22 protein-coding genes and 1 pseudogene are annotated in these 24,081 nt (G+C 64.0%); 17 read left to right on the forward strand and 6 right to left on the reverse strand.

The features are described from left to right. The 3 genes from NVV79_RS13705 to NVV79_RS13715 are packed head-to-tail and all read right to left on the reverse strand — an operon-like array spanning position 1 to position 1,908. Entirely contained in the window at positions 1-822 is an 822-nt protein-coding gene (locus tag NVV79_RS13705) for a bifunctional allantoicase/(S)-ureidoglycine aminohydrolase (RefSeq protein WP_303990581.1), read from the reverse strand. Positions 823-837: 15 nt separating this feature from the next. Beyond that, positions 838-1,521 carry a glutathione S-transferase family protein gene (locus tag NVV79_RS13710; protein WP_303990583.1) on the reverse strand — a complete coding sequence of 228 codons (684 nt, stop codon included), beginning with the start codon at positions 1,519-1,521 and terminating at the stop codon, positions 838-840. Positions 1,522-1,572: 51 nt separating this feature from the next. Next, positions 1,573-1,908, reverse strand: a complete 336-nt coding sequence (locus NVV79_RS13715; protein WP_303990584.1) for a helix-turn-helix transcriptional regulator — start codon at positions 1,906-1,908, stop codon at positions 1,573-1,575. A 50-nt stretch (positions 1,909-1,958) separates the two neighbouring features. On the opposite strand from NVV79_RS13715, the gene NVV79_RS13720 reads away from it, so the two are divergent. Genes NVV79_RS13720 through NVV79_RS13730 form a run of 3 tightly spaced genes read left to right on the forward strand, consistent with a single transcriptional unit; the run spans position 1,959 to position 3,001 of the window. Further along, a complete protein-coding gene (locus tag NVV79_RS13720; protein ID WP_303990586.1) occupies positions 1,959-2,429 on the forward strand; it encodes an SRPBCC family protein in 471 nt (156 codons plus the stop codon). Between the two features lie 6 nt (positions 2,430-2,435). Further along, a complete protein-coding gene (locus NVV79_RS13725; protein ID WP_146289958.1) occupies positions 2,436-2,798 on the forward strand; it encodes a VOC family protein in 363 nt (120 codons plus the stop codon). A gap of 56 nt (positions 2,799-2,854) precedes the next feature. Further along, positions 2,855-3,001, forward strand: a complete 147-nt coding sequence (locus NVV79_RS13730; RefSeq protein WP_303990589.1) for a hypothetical protein — start codon at positions 2,855-2,857, stop codon at positions 2,999-3,001. Here NVV79_RS13730 and puuE read toward each other — a convergent pair. Beyond that, positions 2,998-4,413 (reverse strand): allantoinase PuuE, encoded by a 1,416-nt coding sequence (puuE, locus tag NVV79_RS13735; RefSeq protein ID WP_303990592.1) that lies wholly within the window; start codon positions 4,411-4,413, stop codon positions 2,998-3,000. The two genes, NVV79_RS13730 and puuE, sit on opposite strands and share 4 nt — an antisense overlap. A gap of 151 nt (positions 4,414-4,564) precedes the next feature. On the opposite strand from puuE, the gene uraH reads away from it, so the two are divergent. The 12 genes from uraH (at position 4,565) to NVV79_RS13795 (ending at position 19,330) form a co-directional block, all read left to right on the forward strand. Next, entirely contained in the window at positions 4,565-4,921 is a 357-nt protein-coding gene (gene uraH, locus NVV79_RS13740) for a hydroxyisourate hydrolase (protein WP_303990595.1), read from the forward strand. A gap of 1 nt (position 4,922) precedes the next feature. Then, a complete protein-coding gene (xdhA, locus tag NVV79_RS13745) occupies positions 4,923-6,389 on the forward strand; it encodes a xanthine dehydrogenase small subunit (protein ID WP_303990597.1) in 1,467 nt (488 codons plus the stop codon). Continuing rightward, positions 6,386-8,716: a xanthine dehydrogenase molybdopterin binding subunit gene (xdhB, locus tag NVV79_RS13750; protein WP_303990598.1), complete on the forward strand. Its 2,331-nt coding sequence runs from the start codon at positions 6,386-6,388 to the stop codon at positions 8,714-8,716. The genes xdhA and xdhB overlap by 4 nt, the downstream gene beginning before the upstream one ends. A 184-nt stretch (positions 8,717-8,900) precedes the next feature. Then, on the forward strand, positions 8,901-9,761 hold the full coding sequence (gene xdhC / locus NVV79_RS13755) for a xanthine dehydrogenase accessory protein XdhC (RefSeq protein WP_303990601.1): 861 nt from the start codon (positions 8,901-8,903) through the stop codon (positions 9,759-9,761). A gap of 1 nt (position 9,762) precedes the next feature. Then, positions 9,763-11,295, forward strand: a complete 1,533-nt coding sequence (locus NVV79_RS13760) for an ABC transporter ATP-binding protein (protein ID WP_303990603.1) — start codon at positions 9,763-9,765, stop codon at positions 11,293-11,295. Next, positions 11,279-11,611 carry a hypothetical protein gene (locus tag NVV79_RS13765; RefSeq protein WP_303990605.1) on the forward strand — a complete coding sequence of 111 codons (333 nt, stop codon included), beginning with the start codon at positions 11,279-11,281 and terminating at the stop codon, positions 11,609-11,611. Before NVV79_RS13760 ends, NVV79_RS13765 begins: the two co-directional genes overlap by 17 nt. Then, positions 11,608-12,360 (forward strand): ABC transporter permease, encoded by a 753-nt coding sequence (locus tag NVV79_RS13770; protein ID WP_303990608.1) that lies wholly within the window; start codon positions 11,608-11,610, stop codon positions 12,358-12,360. Before NVV79_RS13765 ends, NVV79_RS13770 begins: the two co-directional genes overlap by 4 nt. Beyond that, positions 12,361-13,284, forward strand: a complete 924-nt coding sequence (locus NVV79_RS13775; protein WP_303990609.1) for an ABC transporter permease — start codon at positions 12,361-12,363, stop codon at positions 13,282-13,284. A gap of 99 nt (positions 13,285-13,383) precedes the next feature. Further along, the gene (locus NVV79_RS13780) at positions 13,384-14,424 is read left to right on the forward strand and encodes a BMP family ABC transporter substrate-binding protein (RefSeq protein WP_303990721.1); all 1,041 of its coding nucleotides are present in this window, start codon (positions 13,384-13,386) and stop codon (positions 14,422-14,424) included. Between the two features lie 164 nt (positions 14,425-14,588). Next, positions 14,589-15,815, forward strand: coding sequence for a urate hydroxylase PuuD (locus NVV79_RS13785; RefSeq protein WP_303990612.1), 1,227 nt, complete (start codon positions 14,589-14,591; stop codon positions 15,813-15,815). Continuing rightward, positions 15,812-17,107, forward strand: coding sequence for a guanine deaminase (gene guaD, locus NVV79_RS13790; protein ID WP_303990614.1), 1,296 nt, complete (start codon positions 15,812-15,814; stop codon positions 17,105-17,107). Before NVV79_RS13785 ends, guaD begins: the two co-directional genes overlap by 4 nt. Positions 17,108-17,170: 63 nt before the next feature. Then, the gene (locus NVV79_RS13795; protein ID WP_303990723.1) at positions 17,171-19,330 is read left to right on the forward strand and encodes a malate synthase G; all 2,160 of its coding nucleotides are present in this window, start codon (positions 17,171-17,173) and stop codon (positions 19,328-19,330) included. 140 nt (positions 19,331-19,470) lie between these two features. On the opposite strand, the gene NVV79_RS13800 is transcribed toward NVV79_RS13795, so the two are convergent. After that, positions 19,471-21,093 carry a CocE/NonD family hydrolase gene (locus NVV79_RS13800; protein ID WP_303990617.1) on the reverse strand — a complete coding sequence of 541 codons (1,623 nt, stop codon included), beginning with the start codon at positions 21,091-21,093 and terminating at the stop codon, positions 19,471-19,473. A gap of 3 nt (positions 21,094-21,096) precedes the next feature. Beyond that, positions 21,097-22,807 (reverse strand): annotated as a pseudogene (gene ade / locus NVV79_RS13805) (adenine deaminase). A gap of 120 nt (positions 22,808-22,927) precedes the next feature. Here ade and NVV79_RS13810 point away from each other — a divergent pair. Further along, positions 22,928-23,086 (forward strand): hypothetical protein, encoded by a 159-nt coding sequence (locus tag NVV79_RS13810; protein WP_303990620.1) that lies wholly within the window; start codon positions 22,928-22,930, stop codon positions 23,084-23,086. Continuing rightward, complete coding sequence (locus tag NVV79_RS13815) at positions 23,086-24,081, forward strand: DNA topoisomerase IB (protein ID WP_303990623.1); 996 nt, start codon at positions 23,086-23,088, stop codon at positions 24,079-24,081. The genes NVV79_RS13810 and NVV79_RS13815 overlap by 1 nt, the downstream gene beginning before the upstream one ends.

Here is a 24,081-nt window from a genome sequence, read left to right on the forward strand (position 1 = left end):
CTAGAGATCCAGCCGGGCGTGGCGGTTCACGTCCTTGTAGAGCAGGTAGCGGAAGCGGTTGGGGCCGGCATAGCAGGCCTGCGGGCAAAAGGCGCGCAGCCACATGAAATCGCCGGCTTCGACCTCGACCCAATCGCGGTTGAGGCGATAGACGGCCTTGCCTTCGAGCACGTAGAGGCCGTGCTCCATGACATGGGTTTCCTCGAAGGGAATGACGGCGCCCGGCTGCAGGGTCACGATGTTGACATGCATGTCGTGGCGCAAATCGGTCGGATCGACGAAACGCGTCGTGCCCCAGGTGTCCCTGGTGTCGGGCATCCAGCGGATGGGCTCGTCCTGTTCGTTGGTGACGAAGGCGGTGGGCTTGTCGACGTCCTCGACTGCTTCGTAGCGCTTGCGGATCCAGTGGAGGCGGACAGGAGCGGCGCCGGTATTGGACAGGGACCAGTTGCAGCCCGGCGGCAGGAAGGCGTAGCCGCCGGGGCGCAGGAGGTGCGGCTTGCTCTCGATGGTGACATTGGCTTCGCCCTCGACCACGAAGAGCACGCCTTCGGCTGCCGGATTGGGTTCGGGCCGGGTGCTGCCGCCGCCGGGCGCCACTTCCATGATGTATTGCGAGAAGGTCTCGGAGAAACCGGTCATGGGCCGGGCGATGATCCAGGCCCGGGTCTTGTCCCAATGGGGCAGGGCGCTGGCGACGATGTCGCGCATCACGCCATGGGGGATGACGGCATAGGCCTCGGTAAAGACGGCGCGGCCGGTATGGAGCGCAGCCTGCTTGGGCAGGCCGGCTGACGGCGTGGCGTAAGGTGTGTCGGCCATGGTGTCCCCGGAACGTCAGGCGGTCTGGCGATAATCGGCGACGATATGGCCGGCTGCAAGGGCCTCGTTTTCATAGACCTGCTTGCGCCAGGTTTCCCTGAGCGCGGCCTCGTACCAGTCCTGCATAGCGGGCAAGTCGAGCAGGCGCCTGGCATAGGCGGCGGCCGGGGCGCCGAGCTTGAGATCGTAGGTCTGTACGCGGAAGGCGACGGGGCAGAAAAAGGCATCGACGGCGGTGAAGCTGTCGCCGGCAAGGAAGGGGCCGCCGAAGCGGGTGAGGCCTTCGGTCCAGAGCGTGTCGAGGCGGGCGATATCGGTGGCAAGGCCTGCCGGGATTTCCTTCAGCTCGACGCGGATGCCGACATTCATGCCGCAGATATTGCGCAGGCTCGGGAAGCTCGAATGCATTTCCGATGCGGCCGAGCGGGCAAAAGCGCGGGCGTGCCTGTCGGCGGGCCAGACCTTGGGATGGGTTTCGGCCAGGTATTCGGCAATGGCCAGGGAATCCCAGACCACGGTTTCGCCATCGACCAGGCACGGGAAGCGGCCGCTGGGCGAGACATCGCCAAAGGCCAAAGCCGGGCCATCGGTGAAGGGGCGGACCTGCTCGTCAAAGGGGATACCGAGTTCGCGCATCAGTATCCAGGGGCGCAGCGACCAGGACGAATAGTTCTTGTTGGCGACGTAGAGTGTGACCATGGGAGCCCTCCGATAGTCACGCGCATAGCGCCTTGCCGGGCGCGCCGCAAGTCAGGCGCCGGTCGGGTCTTCCACCTGGCGCTTGAGCTTGCCCAGCATGGATGTGGCATAGGCGGCATAGGGGCCGATCCAGCGCTCGTGGATGGCGTGGATGGGCAGGGCGTCGAGATGGTTCCAGCGCTCGCGGCCGCGCCGCTCGGCCACGACGAGCCCGGCTTCTTCGAGCACGCCCAGATGCTGCATGACCGTGCAGCGATCAAGCTCGGGCAGCAGGTCGCACAACATGCCGGTCGTGCGCGGTTCGCTTTTCAGCAGATCGCAAATCTGCCGCCGCGTGCGGTGGCTCAAGGCCTTGAAAATCTGGTCGTTTTCGTCTTCCGTTGACATGTTATGTTTTTATAACATATTATGGCCTCAGTCAAGCAAGGAGTAGAGAGATGGCCTACGAATTCACGGTCAGCGGACGCATCAGCAAGCCGGTGCATGAAGTGTTCGAGGCGGTGGCGGACCCCAAGGAACTCTCGGGCTACTTCACCACGGGCGGCGCCAGGGGGCGGCTGGAAACCGGGGCCACGGTCACCTGGGATTTCCATGATTTCCCCGGTGCCTTTCCGGTCGAAGTGGTCGAAGTCGAGCAGGACAGGAAGATCGTGCTGCGCTGGGATGCCGCCGAGGACGGGACGGCCGACGATCCGGTAAAGCCCGGCTACAAGACCACCGTGACCATGACTTTTGCGCCGCTCGATGACGGGCGAACCCTGGTGACCATCACCGAAGGCGGCTGGCGGGAAACGGCCGGCGCGCAGAAGGCGGCCTTCGGCAATTGCGAGGGCTGGACCGGGATGCTCTGTGCGCTCAAGGTCTATATCGAGCACGGCATCAACCTGCGCGACGGCTTCTACAAGTAGAGCAGGGTGACCCGATCGATCGAAGGTGGCATCAACATCGCCATGAAGGTGCCGGCGCACCAGTATGAGGCGACGGTCGCGTTTTATCGCGATACGCTCGGCCTCGAACCGTTCACGGAAAAGCCGGGCAATATCGGTTTCATCCACGGACCGAACCGGCTGTGGCTCGACAAGGTGGAGAATTACAGCCAGGCGGAGCTGTGGCTGGAACTGTTCACGCCGGACTTTGCCGCGACCGCCGACAGGCTCGGCGCTGCCGGCGTGGTGCGCAATGACGCCATCGAGGACCTCGGTGAGGGTTTTCGCGGCGGCTGGTTCATCAATCCGGCAGGTATCGTGCATATGGTGCGCGAACCCGACGCATGGTGATCCTAAGGCCCTGTTAGGGTTACCAAATCTTCAACCTTTGGCGCGATGCTCGGAGGATGGACCAGTTTAACGCCCATAGCGGGGTCGCGCCCCATGCCTGGCTGCAGCACCATCTGCCGTGGCTGGGCTTGCTGGCGCTGATGCTCGGCCTGTTCCGCGAAAGCCCCGATGCGGCTTTGGAGCGGGACGAGCTGAACGGCTAATCCAAAACCGCCTGCAACCGCAGCAGGGCAATCCGCTCCACCTGGGCGCAGGCCGTCTCGAATTCCTCCCCAGCGCTGTTGTCGATGCGCTTTTCGAAGGCCGCCAGGATTGACGCCTTGGTGTTGTCGCGCACGGCGATGATGAAGGGGAAACCGAATTTTTCGACATAGTGTTCGTTGAGCGTGGTGAAGCGCGCGCGCTCGGTATCGGTGAGGGCATCGAGTCCGGCGGAGGCCTGTTCGGCAGTGGACGCCTCGGTGAGGCGCTGGGCGGCGGCGAGCTTGCCGGCCAGATCGGGATGGGCGCGCAGCACGGCGAGGCGCTCTTCCGGCGTCGCCATGCGGAACTGGCTGCGCAATGCGAAATGCAGGCCAATTGCCGTGTCATTGGCGGGAGCCATCTCACTCTCCCAGGCGCGCTCGGCGATCCAGGGAGAATGCTCGAAGATCGAGCCGTAGCGGGCGACGAAGTCGGCTTTGTCGAGCTGCGAGGGAATGACCTCGGGCGCGATATAGGGATGTTCCTTGGCCCAATGTTCGGCAATGGCGAGGCGGGTGGGAATCCAGACCTTGTCGAAGGTCTTGATGTAATCGATGAACCTTTTGAGCCCTTGATAACGGCCAGGCTGGCCGACGAGGCGGCAGTGCAGGCCGATGGACATCATCTTGGGTGAGCCGGCCTGGCCCTCGGCATAGAGGCAGTCGAAACTGTCCTTCAAAAACTGGAAATAGTCCTCGCCATTGGCAAAGCCGGAGGCGGTGACGAAGCGCATGTCGTTGGCGGACAGCGTATAGGGAATGATGAGCTGCGGACGGCCCTGATGGACGCGCCAATAGGGCAGGTCGTCGTCATAGGTGTCCGATACATAGGCGAAGCCGCCGGCTTCGGAGACGAGATCGACGGTGTTGAGCGAGCAGCGGCCGGTATACCAGCCGCGCGGCCGTTCTCCGGTGGCGATGGTGTGGAGGTGGATAGCCTCGGCGATCTGCTCGCGTTCGACTTCGGGCGGCATATCCTTGTGCTCGACCCATTTATAGCCGTGGCTGGCGATTTCCCAGCCAGCCTCCTGCATGGCGGCAAGCTGGGCCGGCGCGCGCATCAGCGCGGTGGCGACGCCATAGACGGTGACGGGCAGCTCGGCCTCGGTGAACAGGCGATGCAGCCGCCAGAAGCCGGCGCGAGCGCCGTATTCGTACATGGACTCGATGTTCCAGTGGCGCTGGCCCGGCCAGGGCGCGGCGCCCACCACATCGGCGAGAAAGGCCTCGGAGCCGGCATCGCCGTGCAGGATATTGTTCTCGCCGCTCTCTTCGTAATTGAGCACGAATTGCACCGCCACATGGGCGCCGCCGGGCCAGTTGGCCTGGGGCGGATTGGGGCCATAGCCGTGCATGTCGCGGGGGTAGCGCATGGGTCTCTCTCGTCTTGTTGCGGGCGAATAGTACGAGTCTGGTGCCGTGGAACAAGATGCACAAAAATGGACCAGATGGTAAAAAATGAGCATTGCGCATCGGGCCTGATGCGATAGTCTCATTCTCCGGGGACGATAGACGGAGCAGCAAATGGCGGGGAGTGGACGCCTTACGACGCACGTGCTGGACACGATGCATGGCAAGCCGGCACGCGGCATGCGGCTCGAACTGCTGTATGTGCATGGCGACCACAATCACCACATTGCCGACAGCTATACCAACGAAGATGGGCGGGTAGATCAGCCGCTGCTCGATGAAGAGCAGTTCCAGCATGGCGAATTCGAAATCCATTTCCATGTCGGGCAGTATTTCGCGCGGCTGGGCGTGGAGGTCGAAAACCCGTTTCTCGACGTGGTGCCTGTTCGTTTCACCATCTCCGAAGACCGGCACTATCATGTGCCGCTGCTGGTAAGCCCCTTTGCCTATTCGACCTATCGGGGGAGCTGAGATGGTCGAGGTAACCAACGCCATCCGCTTCATCCTCAATGACGAGGAAGTCACCCTCACCGATGTGAGGCCGGATGCGACCCTGCTCGACTGGCTGCGGCTGGAGCGCCGCCTGCGCGGCTCCAAGGAAGGCTGCGCCGAGGGCGATTGCGGGGCCTGTACCGTGCTGGTCGGGCGGTTGATGGATGACGAGATCATCTATGACTCGGTCACATCCTGCATCCGCTTCGTGGGCAGCCTGCATGGCACGCATGTCGTGACCATCGAGCATCTGCGGGGCAAGGATGGCAATCTGCATCCGGTGCAGCAGGCCATGGTGGATCACCATGGCAGCCAATGCGGCTTCTGCACCCCGGGCTTCGTGATGAGCCTCTATGGCCTGTGGATGCGCGACCCCGATCCCAGCCAGGCGGCCATCGAGAAGGCCTTGCAGGGCAATCTCTGCCGCTGCACGGGCTATGCGCCGATCATCCGCGCCGGCAAGGCGATTTCGAGCTATGGCCGGCCCGAGGGCGATCCGCTGCGGGCCGAACGCATTGCGCTCAAGCAGAAGATCAGGGCGATCAATGATGATCGCCGGGTCGAGCTGGGCGCAGGCGCGGACCGCATCATCGTTCCCGGCAGCCTCGACGATTTCGCCGCCGTCTATGAGGCCAATCCCACGGCGACCATTGTCAATGGCTCGACCGATGTCGGGCTGTGGGTCACCAAGTTCATGCGATCAATCGGGCCGGTGATCTTCATCAATCACCTCGAAGAGTTGAAGCGCATCGCCGAGACGGATAGCGAAGTGCGTTTCCATGCCGGAGTGAGCTATTCAGAGGCCCTGCCTGTCATAGCCGCCAGGTTCCCCGACATGGCGGAGCTGTGGCATCGCATCGCCGGCGAGCAGATCCGCAATATGGGGACCATCGGCGGCAATATCGCCAATGGCTCGCCCATCGGCGACACGCCGCCGCCCTTCATCGCGCTGGGGGCCAGGCTCAGCCTGCGCAAGGGTGCGCAGCGGCGCGAAATCGCGCTGGAGGATTACTTCCTGGCCTATGGCAAGCAGGACCGCCAGCCGGGCGAATTTGTCGAGAGCGTGACCATTCCGCTGCTGCCCGATGGCGAAAAATTCGCGGTCTACAAGATTTCCAAGCGGCGCGAGGAAGATATTTCGGCTTTGTGCGGGGCGTTCCGGGCGTTGGTCAGGGATGACGGCACGGTCGGCATGGTGCGCATCGCTTTTGGCGGCATGGCGGCGACGCCCAAACGCGCCAAAGCGGTCGAGGCGGCCTTGGTGGGCAAGCCGTGGACGCAAGCGACGATTGATGCCGCAATCGCGGCATTTGCCGAGGATTATCAGCCGATTTCGGACATGCGCGCCAGCGCGGACTATCGCCTGCTGACGGCGCAGAACCTGCTGCTGCGGTTCTTCCTCGACAGCACCGGGCAGGGGCAGAGGCTCCGGCGGGAGGTGGCATGAACAAGCACGAAACCCCCATCGCCATTGCTTCGCTCCATACGCCCACCCGCCATGACAGCGGGCCCAAGCATGTCAGCGGCACGGCCGAATATATCGACGACATGATCGAGCCCGAAGGCACTGTTCATGCCTATCTGGCGCTGTCGACGCGGGCGCATGCCGAGATCGTTGCGGTGGATATCGAAGCCGTGAAGGCGGCGCCGGGGGTGATCGGCGTGCTCACATCAGAGGATATTCCGGGCGAAAACGATGTGTCGCCCAGCCACAAGCATGACGAGCCGGTGTTTGCCGAGGGCAAGGTGCAGTTCTGGGGGCAGCCGCTGTTTGCGGTGGTGGCCGAAACGCGCGATCAGGCGCGGCGGGCGGCGCATCTGGCCAAGATCGAATACCGTGATCTGCCCCATGCGCTCGATGTGCGCGCGGCGCAGGCGGCGGGCGGGGCGATGGTCACCGAGCCACTGAAGCTCGAACGGGGCGACGTGGCCGCCGGGCTGGCCGGGGCGAAGCATCGCGTCAAGGGCAGCATCGCCATTGGCGGGCAGGACCATTTCTATCTCGAAGGCCAGATCGCCATGGCGGTTCCGGGCGAGGACGAGGACGTGACCGTCTTTGCCTCGACGCAGCATCCGAGCGAAGTGCAGTTGATGGTCGCGGCCGTGCTGGGCATCCGGCATCATGCCGTGACGGTCAATGTGCGGCGCATGGGCGGCGGCTTTGGCGGCAAGGAAACGCAGGGCAACCTGTTCGCCGCAGTGGCGGCCCTGGCGGCCAAGAAATGGAACCGCGCCTGCAAGATTCGCCCCGACCGCGACGACGACATGACGGCCACCGGCAAGCGCCACGATTTCGTGGTCGACTACGAGGTCGGCTATGACGACGCGGGGAAAATCCAGGCGGTGGATGCCGTCTATGGCGCGCGCGCCGGCTTCTCCTCGGACCTGTCAGGGCCGGTGACCGACCGGGCGCTATTCCATGCTGACAATGCCTATTGGTATCCCGCGGTGCGGGTGCGCAGCGAGCCGCTTTATACCAATACGGTCAGCAACACGGCCTTCCGCGGCTTCGGTGGCCCGCAGGGCATGATGGCGGCGGAGCGCTGGGTGGAAGACATCGCCTATGCGCTGGGCAAGGACCCGCTCGATATCCGCAAGGCCAATTTCTACGGCCCCGAGACCGACAACGTGACGCCTTACCACCAGGTGGTGGAGGACAATATCATCCATCGCGTGGTGGATGAGCTGGAAGCTTCGGCCGACTATCAGGCGCGGCGGGCGGCGATAGTAAAATACAATGCCGGCAGCGACGTGCTCAAAAAGGGCATTGCGCTGACCCCTGTCAAGTTCGGCATTTCCTTCACCGCCACCTGGTATAATCAGGCCGGTGCGCTGGTGCATGTCTACAAGGACGGTTCCATCCATCTCAGCCATGGCGGCACCGAGATGGGTCAGGGGCTGCATATCAAGGTGGCGCAGGTTTTGGCCGATGCCTTCGGCGTCGGGCTCGACATCGTCAAGATCATGGCGACGAGCACGGGCAAGGTGCCCAATACCTCGGCCACGGCCGCCTCTTCGGGTTCCGACCTCAACGGCATGGCGGCCTGGGACGCGGCGCGGCAGATCAAGGAACGGCTGGTCAGGCATGCGGCCAAGCTGCATCAGGTCAGCGAAGCTGCTGTGGAGTGGGTGCAGGGCGGCATCCAGGCGGGGCCGAAATTCGTGCCCTTCGCCGAACTGGTGGCCTCGGCCTATCTCAACCGCGTGCAGCTTTCGGCCGCCGGTTTCTACGAGACACCGAAGATTCACTGGGATCGCGCCACCGGGCGCGGGCATCCATTCTACTATTTCGCCTATGGCGCCTCGGTCAGCGAGGTGACCATCGACACGCTGACCGGCGAATATACGGTGGACCGGGTGGACATCCTCCATGATGTCGGCCGCTCGCTCAATCCGGCGGTGGATATTGGCCAGGTCGAGGGCGGCTTCGTGCAGGGCATGGGGTGGCTGACGACGGAAGAGCTGGTGTGGGACGACAAGGGGCAGTTGCGCACCAAGGCGCCGTCCACCTACAAAATCCCGCTGGCCAGTGACGTGCCGCCGGTCTTCAACGTCAAGCTGGCCGAATGGTCGGTCAACAAGGAGCCGACCATCGGACGCTCCAAAGCGGTGGGCGAGCCGCCGCTGATGCTGGCCATGAGCGTCGTCGAGGCGCTGAGCATGGCGGTGGCATCGGTAGCGGATTACGCAATCGCGCCAAGGCTCGATACGCCGGTGACGCCCGAGCGGGTGCTGATGGGCGTCGAGCGGATGAAACGGGAGGCGCGGGGGTGAGGATGGTGGTCGTCTTGGCCGCAGTACCCCCACCCTCGCTCCCTCCCCACAAGGAGGAGGGAAGCCCGCTCCGTGCTGTGATGCCACATTGTGCCACGGAACGAGCGTTCATCGTCTCCCTCCCCCTTGTGGGGAGGGATCAAGGGTGGGGGTGGTTTGGCCCCGATCTTGAGGTGGACCTGCCATGACCCGCTCCACCGACCTAACCATCTTCCTTGCCGCCAATCCCGACGCCATCATGTGCGAGCTGACCTCTGTCCGTGGCTCCTCCCCGCGCGAGCAGGGCACGTTCATGCTGGTAGGCGCCGCGGGCCTGTTCGGTACCATCGGCGGCGGCGCCCTCGAATATATGGTGATCGAGCATGCCCGCAGGCTGATCGCCAATGGGCAGGCCGAGGAGGCGATGGATGTGCCGCTGGGGCCGGAAATCGGCCAGTGCTGCGGCGGTCGGGTCGCGGTCGGGCTACGCTATGCCGATGCGGCCATTCGAGAGCGGCTGGCGGCGCGGGTCGCTGACGAAGACGCGGCGCTGCCTGACGTCTATGTGTTCGGCGCCGGGCATGTCGGGCGGGCGCTGGCGAAAATGCTGGCTTTGCTGCCGGTGCGCCTGCAGGTCATCGATACGCGGCGGGAGGAGCTGGACCTGCTGCCCGCGGGTATAGTGGCCCATGCCGTGGCCATGCCCGAGGCCGTCGTACGCTCGGCGCCCGAGGGCAGTTCCTATGTGATCCTGACGCATGACCATGCGCTGGATTTCCTCATCGCGCAGGAAGCGCTGGCGCGGACCGACGCGCCCTATATCGGCATGGTCGGCTCACGGACCAAACGCGCGAGGTTCGCCAGTTGGTTCAAGGGCGAGGGTGGTGATGACAAGGCATTGCAGCGGCTGGTGCTGCCGATCGGCCAGCAGGGGCTTGGGGATAAGCGTCCCGAGGTGATTGCGGCACTGGCGGCAGCTGAGATTATGGTTCACATTGGGCAGCGGGAAGCTGAGATTGCGCGGGCACGCGCCCCCAGGGCAAAGGGGGTGATGATTGGACGCTAGTATGCCGTATCGGCTGGAATTGACCGGTATCACCAAACGCTTCCCGGGCGTGCTCGCCAATGACAATGTGAGTTTTGCCGTCAAGCCGGGCGAAATCCATGCCCTGCTGGGCGAGAACGGGGCGGGCAAATCCACCCTGGTCAAGATGATCTATGGCATCATGCAGCCCGATGCCGGCGAAATTCGCTGGAACGGGCAGCCCGTCGTGGTACCCAATCCCAAGGCGGCGCGCCGGCTCGGTATCGGCATGGTGTTCCAGCATTTTTCGCTGTTCGAGGCGCTGACCGTGCTCGAGAATATCGCGCTGGGCATGGATGCCAAGATTCCGGCGCGGGAGCTCGAGGCGCGTATCCGCGCAGTGATGACGCAATATGGGCTGCTGCTCGATCCGCATCGCACCGTGGCGACCCTGTCGGTGGGTGAGCGCCAGCGTATCGAGATCGTGCGGGCGCTGTTGCTCGACCCCAAGCTGCTGATCATGGACGAGCCGACTTCGGTGCTGACGCCGCAGGAGGTGGAGCAATTGTTCGAAGTGCTGCGCAAGCTGGCGGCGCAGGGCTGTTCCATCCTCTACATTTCGCATAAGCTGCATGAAATCAAAGCTCTATGCGACACGGCGACCATCCTGCGCGGCGGCAAGCTGGTCGATACCTGCGATCCGAAGCAGGAAACATCGCGCTCCATGGCCGAGAAGATGATCGGCGCCGGCCTCAAGGACATTACCCGCGCCGAGGGGCGCAGTTTCGGCCAGCCCAAGCTCGTCGTGTCGCATCTGTCGACGCAGAAGGCCGGGCATTTCGATGTGCCGGTGGATGATGTCAGCTTTGCCGTGCGGGCGGGCGAAATCTTCGGCATTGCCGGGGTAGCCGGCAATGGCCAGAACGACCTGCTCGATGCGCTCAGTGGCGAAATCCGCAGCCATGACAAGGATGCCATCACCATAGACGGCCATCCATTGGGCCTGCTCGACACGACGGGGCGGCGCAAGCGCGGCCTCTGCGCCGTGCCGGAAGAGCGCAACGGGCATGCCGCTGTGGGCGATTTCACGCTGAGCGACAATTCCGTGCTGACCGCCCGCGACAGGCTGGGCATGGTGGTGATGGGGCTGATCAACTCCGGCGCCGCGCGGACCTATACCGGCAAGGTGATCGCCGATTTCGCCGTCAAGGCGCTGGGGCCGGCTTCCACAGCGGGATCGCTGTCGGGCGGGAACCTGCAGAAATACATCATGGGCCGGGAAATCCTGCAAAAGCCCAGCGTGCTGGTAGTAAGCCAGCCAACCTGGGGCGTCGATGCCGGTGCGGCGGCGGCGATCCATCAGGCTCTGGTGGACCTGGCGGCCGCCGGCTCGGCTATCGTGGTCATCAGCCAGGATCTCGACGAACTCCGGGCGCTTTGCGACACGCTGGCTGTCATCAATATGGGGCGCCTGTCACCGGCGCGGCCGACGAAAGAGGTGAGCGTGGAGGAGATCGGCTTGCTGATGGGCGGAGTGCATGGATTGACGGAGGCGCAGGATGCAATTCCGGCTTGAGAAACGGCGCGAGCCCTCGCAATTCATGCTCTATGCCACTCCGGTCGCGGCGGTTGCCCTCACCATGATCGTGGGCGCCATCATCTTTTCGCTGATCGGATATAATGGTGTCGGCGCGGTGCGGGAAATCTTTCTCACGCCGCTGACCAATGCCTATAAATGGCAGGACCTCGGGGTGAAGGCGGCGCCGCTGATCATTATCGGCGTGGGCCTTTCCATCGCCTATCGCGCCAATGTGTGGAATATCGGCGCCGAGGGGCAATATATCATGGGGGGCTGGCCGGGACCGGCATTGCGCTCCTCACCTATGGCATGACTGGCTGGTGGGTATTGCCGCTGATGGTGCTGGCTGGCGTGCTGGGCGGCATGGCCTATGCGGCCATTCCGGCCCTGCTCAAGACAAGGCTCAACGTCAACGAAATCCTCACCAGCCTGATGCTGACCTATGCGTCGGTGCAGTTGATCTATTACCTCATCCGCGCGCCGTGGAAGGACCCAATGGGGATGGGTTTTCCGCAGACGCGGCTGTTTTCCGAAGCGGCGCGCCTGCCCACCATCATTCCGGGCACGATCGTGCATCTGGGCGTGCCCATCGCCGTGCTGGTGGGGCTGGTCGCCTGGTTCATCATGACCAAGTCGGTCTTCGGCTATCGCATGCGCGTGGTCGGCGCCGCACCGCATGCTGCGCGCTATGGCGGCTTTTCCGAGCACAAGACGATCTGGCTGGCCATGCTGGTCAGCGGCGCGCTGGCGGGGCTGGCGGGCGTGCTTGAAGTGGCCGGGCCGTTCCAGCGCATGGTGCCGGGCTTTCCGACCAATTACGGATTCACCGCCATCATCGTGGCCTTTCTCGGCCGGCTCAATCCGCTCGGCGTCATCATTGCCGGCGTGGTGCTGGCCATCACCTTCGTGGGCGGGGAAGTGGCGCAGACCACGATCGGCCTGCCTAATGCGGCGACCGGCATTTTCCAGGCGATGATGCTGTTCTTCCTGCTGGCCGGCGATATCCTCATCAAATACCGGCTGCGGCGGGTGGTGCCGCAGCCCTCGGCGGAGGCGGCGTAGATGGAGCTGACGCTTGCCATAATCATCACCGTGGTGGGGGCTTCGACTCCCATCCTCATCGCTGCCCTGGGGGAGCTGGTGGTGGAGCGCTCCGGGGTGCTGAATCTGGGCGTCGAGGGCATGATGCTGATCGGCGCCATTGCCGGCTTCGTGGTGCAGTTCCACACCGGCAATCCCTATCTGGCCTTGCTCTCGGGCGCGGCTGCCGGCATGGCCGCCTCGCTGATCTTCGGTTTCCTGACCCTGTCGCTGTCGGCCAACCAGACGGCGACCGGCCTGGCGCTGACCATTTTCGGCACCGGCTTTTCGGCTTTGGCCGGCTCGTCCTATTCGGCCCGGCCGGTGACGCTGATGCAGCCTTTGCTGCCGGCCGAGATTGCGACCCATCCGATCGGCAAGGTGCTGTTCGGCTATTCCTTCCCGATCTACTTCGCTTTCGTCATGGTGGTGGTGATCTGGTATTTCCTGCACAAGACCCGCGCCGGGCTGATCCTGCGGGCCGTGGGCGAAAATGACCAGTCGGCCCATTCCATCGGCTATTCGGTGCTGGGGGTGCGTTATCTCGCCGTGATGTTCGGCGGCGCCATGGCCGGCATTGCCGGGGCCTGTTTTCCGCTGCTGCTGACCCCGCAATGGGCCGAGCGCATGACGGCCGGGCGGGGCTGGATCGCGGTGGCGCTGGTGGTCTTTGCCAGTTGGAAGCCGTTCCGCCTGCTGGCCGGGGCCTATCTCTTCGGCCTGGTCATGACCATGGAGCTCTATGCCAAGGCCGGCGGCGGCGTGCTGAGCGTCATTCCCTCCGAGCTATGGGCCGCTTTGCCCTATATCGCAACCGTCGTCGTGCTGGTGCTGATCTCGCTCCGCCGCGACGCGTCCACCAATGCTCCGGCCTGCCTCGGCAAGCCGTTCTTGCCTGCCAATTGAGACGGCGCAGCAAATGATCGTCTCAAGCCAACGACCGTCAATCAGGAGAAACAGATGACACTTTCGCGTCGTACATTCGTAAAAGTCGGCGGTGCCGCCATGGCCCTGCCGCTGCTGGGCTCACGCGCCTTCGCCCAGCTCGAAAAGGTCAAGATCGGCTTTATCTATGTCGGCTCGATCAACGACAACGGCTATAACTATGCCCACAATCAGGGCCGGCTCTATGTCGAGGAGCATCTCGGCGACAAGGTCGAGACCATCTATGTCGAGAACGTGCCCGAGGGTCCGGACTGCGAGCGCGTGCTGCGCGAACTGGCCCAGCAGGGCTGCAACCTTATCTTCGCCACCAGCTTCGGCTTCGGCGACTCGGTGGTCAAGGTTGCCCCGCAATTCCCCGATATCGCCTTCGAGCATGCCACCGGCTATATGAGCGGACCGAATGTGGGCCTCTACAATGCCCGCTTCTATGAAGGCCGCGCCGTATGCGGCACCATTGCCGGCCATATGTCCGAGACCGGCAAATACGGCTATATCGGCTCCTTCCCGATCCCCGAAGTGGTGATGGGCATCAATGCCTTCGTGCTCGCCGCCCGCAAGGTCAATCCCGATGCCACCATCAAGCCGGTCTATATCTCGACCTGGAACGATCCGGCCAAGGAGGCTGACGCGGCCCGCGCCATGATCGACCAGGGCATCGACATCATTGCCCAGCACACGGACGGCCCGGCCGCCCTGCAGGTGGCTGCCGAGCGCGGCATCGTGGGCGGCTTCGGCCAGGGCGCCGATATGAGCGCCTTTGCCCCCGACACCCAGCTCACCGCCATCATCGACCATTGGGGCCCGCATTACCTGGCCTCGGCCGAGGCCGTTTTGGCCGGCACCTGGGCGCCTGGCGACACCTGGGAAGGCCTCAAGGAAGACGTGGTGCAGATGGGACCCTATGGCGCCAAGGTGCCGGAAGACGTGGTCGCCGCCGCCGAGGCGGTGCGCACCGGCCAGATCGATGGCTCGTTCCACATCTTCACCGGCCCGATCAACGACAATACCGGCGCCGAGCGAGTCGCAGCCGGCGTCACCATGACCGATGCCGAACTGCTCAGCATGGACTGGTATGTCGAAGGCGTCGAACAGCCGGCTTAAGACCGGCGAATAATATGTTGAAGGGGCGGGTCTCGGCCCGCCTCTTTTCATGACCAGCAGTAGACCTCATCCTGAGCCTGTCGAAGGACGAGGTCGTGGCATGGTCGGCGGCACGACTTCGTGGTTCGACAGGCTCACCATGAGGTCTACTGAGGGGATGAACGATGCCCGATTATGCGATTGCTTATGAATGGCTGATGTTTGCCGTGCGCTGGCTGCATGTCATCACGGCCATCGCCTGGATCGGCTCGTCCTTCTATTTCATCGCGCTCGACCTGGGCCTGCGCAAGACGCCGAGCCTGCCGCCATTGGCGCATGGCGAGGAGTGGCAGGTGCATGGCGGGGGCTTCTACCACATCCAGAAATACCTGGTGGCGCCGGAATTTTTGCCCGAGCACCTGACCTGGTTCAAATGGGAAAGCTACTGGACCTGGCTATCAGGCGTCATGCTGATGGCGCTGATCTATTATGTCGGCGCCGATATCTACCTCATCGACCGCAACGTGCTCGACGTGCCCGCCTGGCAGGCGATCCTGTTGTCGCTGGGCTCCATCGTGCTGGGCTGGGTGCTCTATGACAGTCTGTGCAAGTCACCCATCGGCGAGTCCACAACGGGCCTGATGCTGGTGCTGTTCGCCATCCTGGTGGCGATGAGCTGGGGCTATACGCAGTTGTTCACCGGCCGCGCGGCCATGCTGCATATGGGCGCGTTCACGGCGACGATCATGGCAGCCAATGTGGCCATGATCATCATACCCAACCAGAAGGTGGTGGTGGGTGACCTCAAGGCGGGCAAGGTGCCCGATGCCAAATATGGCAAGATCGCCAAGCAGCGGAGCCTGCATAACAACTACCTGACTCTGCCGGTCATCTTCTTCATGCTGTCGAGCCACTATCCGCTGGCCTTCGCCACGCAGTGGAACTGGATCATCGCCTCGCTGATCTTCCTCGTTGGCGTCGTCATCCGGCACTATTTCAACACGCGCCATGCGCGGAAGGGCAATCCGCACTGGACCTGGGCGGTGGCCGTGATCCTGTTCATAACAATCGCCTGGCTGTCTACCGGGCCGAAGATTGCCGGTTCCGCGGGAGAGGAGGTGGCGTCTCGTGCGGCCGAACCCTTTCTCAGCGCAGAGCATTTCGCTGCCGCAAGCCTGACGGTGCAGACGCGCTGCGCCATGTGCCACACGGCAGAGCCAGTCTGGCCCGGCGTGTTCGAGGCGCCCAAAAATGTGATCCTCGACAATGACATTGCCATCGCCAACCACGCCCGGGACATCGCCATGCAGGCCGGCTATGCCCATGCCATGCCGCCGGGCAATGCCACGGAAATGACCGATGAAGAGCGGGCGCTGCTCGTTGCCTGGTTCCGCGAGGGCTCGGGGCAATGAGAAGAACGATTCTGCGCGGGCGTGTGCTGACTTTCGTCAGTGAGCCGCATTCCATCGATGACGCGGCGAGCTATCGTTATATCGAGGACGGCGCGGTCACCATCGAAGGCGGCAAGATCGTCGCGGTGGGCGATTTCACGCCCGATGACTCGGCTGACGTGATCGACCACCGCCCCCATCTCATCCTGCCCGGCTTCATCGATACGCATCTGCATTATGTGCAGAGCCAGATGATCGCCTCCTATGCCGGCTCGCTGCTCGAATGGCTCAATACCTACACTTTCGTGGAAGAGCAGAAATTCAGCCAGCAGGGCCATGCCGGCGCGGTCTCGGCGGCCTTCTATGATGAGCTGATCCGCAATGGCACGACCACGGCTGTGGCCTATTGCTCCAGCCATCCGCGCTCGGTGGATGCCTATTTCGCCGAGGCCGAGAAGCGCAACATGCTCATGGTCGGTGGCAAGGTGATGATGGATCGCAACGCCCCCGAGGCCCTGTGTGACACGGCCCAGTCCGGCTATGACGACAGCAAGATGCTGATCGAGCGCTGGCACGGCAAGGGCAGGGCGCTCTATGCCATCTCGCCGCGCTTTGCCATCACCTCGACCCCGGAACAGCTCGAGGCCTCCCGCGCGCTGGTGGCCGAGCATCCCGATTGCTACGTGCAGACCCATCTCAGCGAGAACGACGCCGAGATCACCTATTCCATGGAGCTCTATCCTGATGCCCCCGATTATACCGGCATCTATGAGGATTATGGCCTGCTGGGTCCGAAAACCCTGCTCGGCCACTGCATTCATCTCAACCACCGCGAGACCATGGTGCTGGCCGAAACCGGTTCGGTGGCGGTGTTCTGCCCCACCTCCAATCTCTTCCTCGGCTCGGGCCTGTTCGACCGCGAGCGGCTGAGCAAGCACGGGGTGCGGATCGGCGTGGCCACCGACATTGGCGGCGGCACCAGCTATGGCATGCTCGAAACCATGGCCGAGGGCTACAAGGTGCTGCAATTGCGCGGCCAACGGCTCAATCCCCTCGCGTCGTTCTACATGATGACGCTGGGCAATGCCCGCGCGCTCTCGCTGGAAGGAACCATCGGCGCCATCGCACCAGGCAACGCGGCGGACCTCGTCGTGCTCGACGCCGCAGCCACGCCCGCCATGGCCTTGCGCATGGCCACGGTCGAGACGCTGGCCGAAGAACTGTTCCTGCTGCAGACCCTGGGCGACGACCGCGCCATAGCAGAAGTCTATGTCGCCGGGGCCAAAGCAAAGTCGACTTTAGGCGGCTTGTGACAGCGGTAGGCTTGGCCTAGTTTGCCCGCGCGGCGCCGCGACGACATGAAAGAAAGCACAGACATGACGAGCTACCAGACGAAATCCGGCCTTTCGGTTCATCCCCTGCTGGTCGATTTCGTCGAGAAGGAAGCGCTGCCGGGGTTGGCCGTGACGGCCGAGCAGTTCTGGAGCGGCTTTGCCGCTTTGGTGGCCGAACACGCGCCGACCAATGCACGCCTGCTGGCCAGGCGCGACGATTTGCAGGCGCAGATCGATGAGTGGCACCACAAATACGGCCCCGTCGCCAGCAATCCGCAGGGCTACGAATTCTTCCTGCGCGATATCGGCTATCTGGTGCCCGAGCCGGATGATTTCACCATCGAAACTGATGGCCTCGACCCCGAAATCACCACGCTATGCGGGCCGCAGCTCGTCGTGCCGGTGTCGAATGCCCGCTATGCCCTCAATGCCGCCAATGCCCGCTGGGGCAGCCTCTATGATGCCCTCTATGGCACCGACATCATCGGCCGCGACGGCGCGCTGGCGCCGGGCAAGGGCTATAATGCGGCGCGCGGCGCGGCCGTGGTCGACAAGGCCGCGAGCTTCCTCGACGAGACTTTCCCGCTGGCATCGGGCAGCCACCGCGATGTCACCGGCTATCATGTGGTCAAGGACGGCGATGTCCGTCACCTCGAAGTGGACACGACCAATGGCCGCACCGGCCTCAAGGACCCCGCAGCCTTTGTTGGCTATGGCGGCACCGAGGCCAGCGGCGAGCTGGTGCTGCGCCATCACGGCATCCATGTCATCCTGGTCATCGAGCCGGGCAGCGTCATCGGCGGTACGCATAAAGCGGGGCTCAGCGATATCATCGTCGAAGCGGCGCTGACGACGATCCAGGATTGCGAGGATTCGGTCGCGGCGGTCGATGCCGAGGACAAGGTCGGCGTCTATCGCAACTGGCTGGGCCTGATGAATGGCACGCTACAGGACACGTTCGACAAGGGCGGCCGCAGCATTACCCGCAAGCTCAAGGCGGACCGGACCTACAAGGACATCAACGGCGCGCCGCTGGTGCTCAAGGGCCGCTCGCTGCTGCTGGTGCGCAATGTCGGCCATCTGATGACCACCGATGCCGTGCTGCTCGACGGCAAGCCCATCGGGGAGGGGCTGATGGATGCCGCCGTGACCGTGCTCTGCGCCATGCAGGACAAGGTCAACAGCACGACCGGCGCCATCTATATCGTCAAGCCCAAGATGCACGGACCCGAGGAAGTGGCCTTTGCCTGCGCCATTTTCGCCTCGGTCGAGCAGATGCTGGGCCTCGAACCCAACACGATCAAGATCGGCATCATGGACGAGGAGCGCCGCACCTCGGCCAATCTCAAGGCCGCCATCTATGAGGCCCGGAGCCGCGTCTTCTTCATCAATACCGGTTTCCTCGACCGGACGGGCGACGAAATCCATACCTCGATGGAAGCCGGCCCGGTTTTGCGCAAGGACGAGATCAAGTCCGAGAAATGGATCGCTTCCTATGAGGATCGCAATGTGCTGATCGGGCTGGCCTGCGGCCTGTCCGGCAAGGCGCAGATCGGCAAGGGCATGTGGGCGCGGCCCGACGACATGGCGGCGATGATGGCGAGCAAGGCTGCCCATCCCCAGGCCGGCGCCAATACCGCCTGGGTGCCGTCGCCGACCGCAGCGACCTTGCATGCGCTGCACTATCATCAGGTCGATGTGTTCGAGGCGCAGAAGCGCCGCCACAATCAGGCCGTGCCGCCCCTGGTCGACCTGTTCTCCATGCCGGTGCAGGTGTCATCAGCGCTCAGCCGCGAGGAGATCACCCGCGAGCTGGAAAACAATGCGCAGGGCATTCTGGGCTATGTGGTGCGCTGGGTGCAGCAGGGCGTGGGCTGTTCCAAAGTGCCCGACATCAACAATGTTGGCCTGATGGAAGACCGTGCCACCTGCCGCATTTCCTCGCAGGCCGTGGCCAACTGGCTGCGCCACGGGCTGGTCAGCCGCGATGAGGTGACCTCCACCTTCGAGCGCATGGCATCGGTGGTGGACGAACAGAATGCGGATGATCCGCTCTACCGGCCCATGGCCGAAAATTTCCAGTCGGTGGCCTTCCGGGCGGCGCTGGACCTGGCCCTCTATGGAGCCGACCAGCCGAGCGGCTATACCGAACCCCTGCTGCATGCCGCGCGGCGCAAGGTGAAGGCGCGGGACGGGAAGTAGGTTTTTGTGGGATGCCCCCTCCTTACCTCCCCCTGATAGGGGAGGAACAGATCGGGGCTTTGGCAGCATCGCGCCACACTCACCAGCCGGATTCCTCCCCCTATCAGGGGGAGGTTAGGAGGGGGTACTCCGATGCCGGGCTATATCGCATAGCCCGGCAGCGTCACCCCCGTCCCCTCGTGGAATATCTCCACGTCATTGACTGCCATCGCCATCGCTGTCCCCACCGGCTCATCCGTCCCCAGGTTCCGCGCATAGCGCGGATGTGCTCCCGAGGTGATCAGCAGGCGCAGCCGGTGGCCGGGACGAAAGCTGTGGGCGGTGGCATGCAGTGGAAACGACAATCGCCAGCTCCCATCAGGTTCCTGGGGCGTTTCCGGCGTCACGCGGATCAATCCGTCGCAGATATTGATCGATCGACCATCGGGGCCGACATCGTTGAGCCGCACGAAGAAGTCGGTATGGCCAAGGCTGGAACGGGCATGCAGCGCCATGCGGCACTGGCCGATGATCGTGACCGGGCTGGTCAGCACCGGCCCGGTATAAACAAGCACATCGTTCCGCGCTTCGAGCGGGGCATTGTCGACCGCGCCGGCCCCGGTAAAGGCGAAGATGGCTCCGCCCAGATTGGGTGTCGGATCGGCGGGGTCGTAGCGATAGATGTCGCTGCCCGTGCCTGTCCGAGCCTGGGCCAGGGTCGAGCCGGGGCCGATATGCCAGGTTACCGGGTCTGGCGGACCGGGCGGATAGCGGTCGAATTCATGCCATTCGTCGAGGCCGGAAATATGGATGCGCACCGGGCGGCGACGCAGGCCGGTCTCGTCGCCCAGCAGTTTGGCGCGCATCCAGATCAGGGTTTCGCGCAGGTTGTCGCGCTGCAATTCCTCGGCAATGTGGAACCAGGTACCCACGGTGAGATAGGGCTGGTGGCCCAGTTCGACCAGGCGCCGGTAATCGGCCAGCAGGGGATCGAGCATGAAATCGTACCAGCCGGAAATGAAATGCACCGGCGGCGTGGTTTCGCTCAGGCGGTTTCTGTGGTCGAGTGCGGCCCAGAAGGCGTCATTGCCGATAGCGTGCTCGAACCAGTAGCGCCAGAACGGCACCTTGTGGCCCACTGCCACCTTGTCGGCCTCCACCAGCGGCAATATGGCGGCGGCCCGGTCGGTGCGGCGCTCGATATCGCCGGAAAACATGCGGGCGGCGGTGGCGAGCGGACGATCGCGCAGGCCCTCGATCACCTGCACCCAGGACAGCCAGAGATTGAGGTGGAAGGCGCCTGATGGAAACACCACCGGGCGGAAATTGGCCGTCGTCACCTTGGTCGCCATCGCCGCGACCGGGGGCAGGGCATCGCTGATGGCCCATTGGGCATAGCCCAGATAGCTGGGGCCGGTGAGGCCAATCCGGCCATCGAACCAGGACTGGGCCTTGATCCAGTCGAGCGTGGCGAGGCCATCGGCCCGTTCATTGGTGAAAGGGTCGAATTCGCCCCCTGAGCGCTCGGTGCCCCGGCAGGCCTGGATCACGACGTGAAAGCCGCGCTCGGCATAGGCTTCGGCAATGGGGGCGAAGCCCCGCCGCCCATAGGGCAGGCGCATCAGAATGGTCGGGTGCGGGCCGATGCTGTCAGGCGCGTAATGGTCGGTCTTGAGCGTGACGCCGTCTGGCATGGTCAATGCAATGCCGCGGGTCCGCTTCACGCCGTTGAGCCGCGGCGGCAGGTCTTCGACCCAGGCCAGGTAAAGCGAGGAGAGGCTCACGCGTCAGTCCACAAAATCGAATTTGTCGACGTCGAACAGGCCGCGATCGGTCATCTTGAGATGAGGGATGACCGGCAGCGCCAGGAAGGCAACCTGCAGGAAAGGCTCGGGCAAGACGCAGTCCAGCTCATAGGCCGCCTGCCTGAGGGCATGCAGGTCATGCGTCACCGCCTCGAATGGCTTGGGGCTCATCAGGCCGGCAATGGGCAGAGCCAGTTCGGCCGTCACCTTGCCGCCATTGGCCACCACGAACCCGCCGCGCAGCTCGATCAGCCGGTTGACGGCCACCGCCATGTCTTCGTCGGTGGCGCCGATGACCGTAATATTATGGCTGTCATGGCCCACGGACGAGGCGATGGCGCCGCGCTTGAGGCCGAAGCCGCGCACGAAGCTGCGGCCGATATTGCCGTTCTTGCCGTGCCGCTCGATGACCGCCACTTTCAGCACGTCGGCGGCTAGATCGGGCTGCAATCCGCCTTCGGTCACCTCCAGCGTCGCGGCATCGCGGAAGGTCAGGATCAGGCCGGGCCGGACGCCGATGACCGGCGTGCTGTTGCGGCCCGGCTTGGGCTGGGTGATGAAGTCGTCTCGATGATACGGGCCTCGCCTTCATCGAAGCCAGGCCCACCGGCTCAACCGGCTTGCGGGCGGCGAAGAGGTCGGGGCCAACCAGCCTGCCGCCGATCACCACGTCGCTGACGCGGCAGTCTTCCAGGCTGTCGAGCAGGGCGATATCGGCGCGCCAGCCGGGGGCGACGAGGCCGCGGTCGTGCAGCCCGAAAATGCGGGCGGCCGAGTGGCTGGCGGCGCGATAGACGTGGTGCAGCGGCCGCCCCATGGCAATCAGCCGGCGGATAGAGCTGTCCAAGTGCCCTTCCTCGGCAATGTCGAGCGGATTGCGGTCATCGGTGCAGAGCGCGACGAAGCTGGACGTATTCTCGTCCAGCACTTCGGCCAGGGCCTTGAGGTCCTTGGACACCGAGCCTTCGCGGATCAGGATGGCCATGCCCTTGCTGAGCTTTTCACGCGCCTCGGCGGCCGACGTGGCTTCGTGGTCGGTGCGGATGGCGGCGGCGAGATAGCCGTTGAGCGCCGTGCCGGCCAGCAGCGGCGCATGGCCGTCGATATGGCCGCCCTGGAAAGCCGTCAGCTTGGCAATGATGCCGGGATCGGCATTGAGCACGCCGGGAAAGTTCATCATTTCGGCCAGGCCGATGACCTTGGGATGGGATCGGAACGGTTCGAGGTCGCCGATTTCCAGCGCCGCGCCCGAGGTCTCGAAGCCGGTGGCCGGTACGCAGGATGAGAGATTGACCCTGACATCCATCACCGTCTGCTCGGCGCAATCGAGGAAATAGCTTATGCCCTCGGCGCCCAGCACATTGGCGATTTCATGCGGGTCGCAGATAACCGTGGTGACGCCATGCGGCAGCACGCAGCGGTCGAATTCGAATGGGGTGACCAGCGAGGATTCGATATGCAGATGGGTATCGATGAAGCCGGGCACGGCGAAGCGTCCCGCGCCATCGATCACCGCCTTGCCCTCGTAGCTGGCATGGGTGCCGACGATCCGGTCGCCGACAATGGCGATGTCGGTCTGGGTTACCGCGCCGGTGATGACATCGAGCAGTTGCACGTTCCTGATGACCAGATCCGCTGGCTCCTTGCCCTGTCCGGCCATGATCATGCGGGTGAGGGTGGCGGCGTCACTCATGGGGCGGTCCTGGCGTGTGGTCATGGTCGAAGGTCGGCTGCGGCGGCGGCCGCGTCAAGGGCCGGGGCGGAACCTCGGCGCCGCCCCGCCGTTGCAATCCGACAACCACAGGAGAGCGTCATGGAAACCTATGACCCGCACAAGAGCACGACCGAAGTGCGACAGGCCAATCCGCGCAAGATGAACATGCGGGTACTGCTCATGTCGATGCTCGGCATCATCGTGCTGTTCGTCATTGTCTACCTCATCTACACCCTCGCCCAGCCCAATCCGACCTGATGCGGCTGGTCAGGATCGGGCGGGACGAGCTGACACTGACCCGCCAGCGGCGTGGCAAGGGGTTCTGCTATCGCGATGCCAAGGGCGTGCTGGTCAGCGATGCGGCGACGCGTGACCGCATCAAGGCGCTCGGCATTCCACCGGCCTGGACCGATGTGCGCATCGCCCCGAGCCCCAAGGCGCATATTCAGGCGCTGGGCGTCGATGAGGCGGGGCGCGACCAATATATCTATCACCCCGATTGGGAATTGCGCCGCGACGGCAAGAAGCAGCGCCGGCTGACCGCGCTGACCTCGGTGCTGCCGCGCCTGCGGCGGAAGATCGCCGCGGCTCTGGACGCAGAAACGGGCAGCCGCGAACTGGCGCTGGCCATCGCCGCGACGCTGATCGACAAGACGGCGATGCGGGTGGGGCGCGAGAAATATCTCGAAAGCAACGGCACGCGCGGCGCGGGCACGCTCTATGCCCGCGATGTGACGGTGGCGGGCGATGAAGTCTGCATGACATTCGATGCCAAGGGCGGCAAGCGGACCGAATATTGCCTCACCGATATCAGGCTGGCCGAGGCCGTCAGCCGCATCAAGACCCTGAGCGGCAAGCGCCTGCTGGTCTGGCGCGACGAGGCCGGCAAGGTGCGGCCGATCAAGACGGGCGCCATCAATGAATGGCTGCGGGAGCTGGCCGGGGTCGAGGTTTCCGCCAAGGACTTCCGCACCCTGCATGCCAGCGCCATGGCGGGCGAGGCGCTGGCGCAGATGGAGGTGGGCGGCTCCGAGACCATGCGCCGCCGCCAGATGGCGCAGGTCGCCAGGCAGGTGGCGGACGTTTTGCGCAATACGCCGGTCATCTGTCGCAAGTCCTATATCGCGCCGTGCCTGTTCAAGCTGTTCAGCGAGGGCAAGCTCACGGCGATGTGGGAAGCGGCTGGCCCCGGACGGACCGGCCTGTTGCAGCGCGAGAAGCGGCTGGGCGTGGTGCTGGCGGCAGTGGCGTGA

The sequence above is a fragment of the Devosia ginsengisoli genome (assembly GCF_024707105.1).
Taxonomy (GTDB): domain Bacteria; phylum Pseudomonadota; class Alphaproteobacteria; order Rhizobiales; family Devosiaceae; genus Devosia; species Devosia ginsengisoli_A.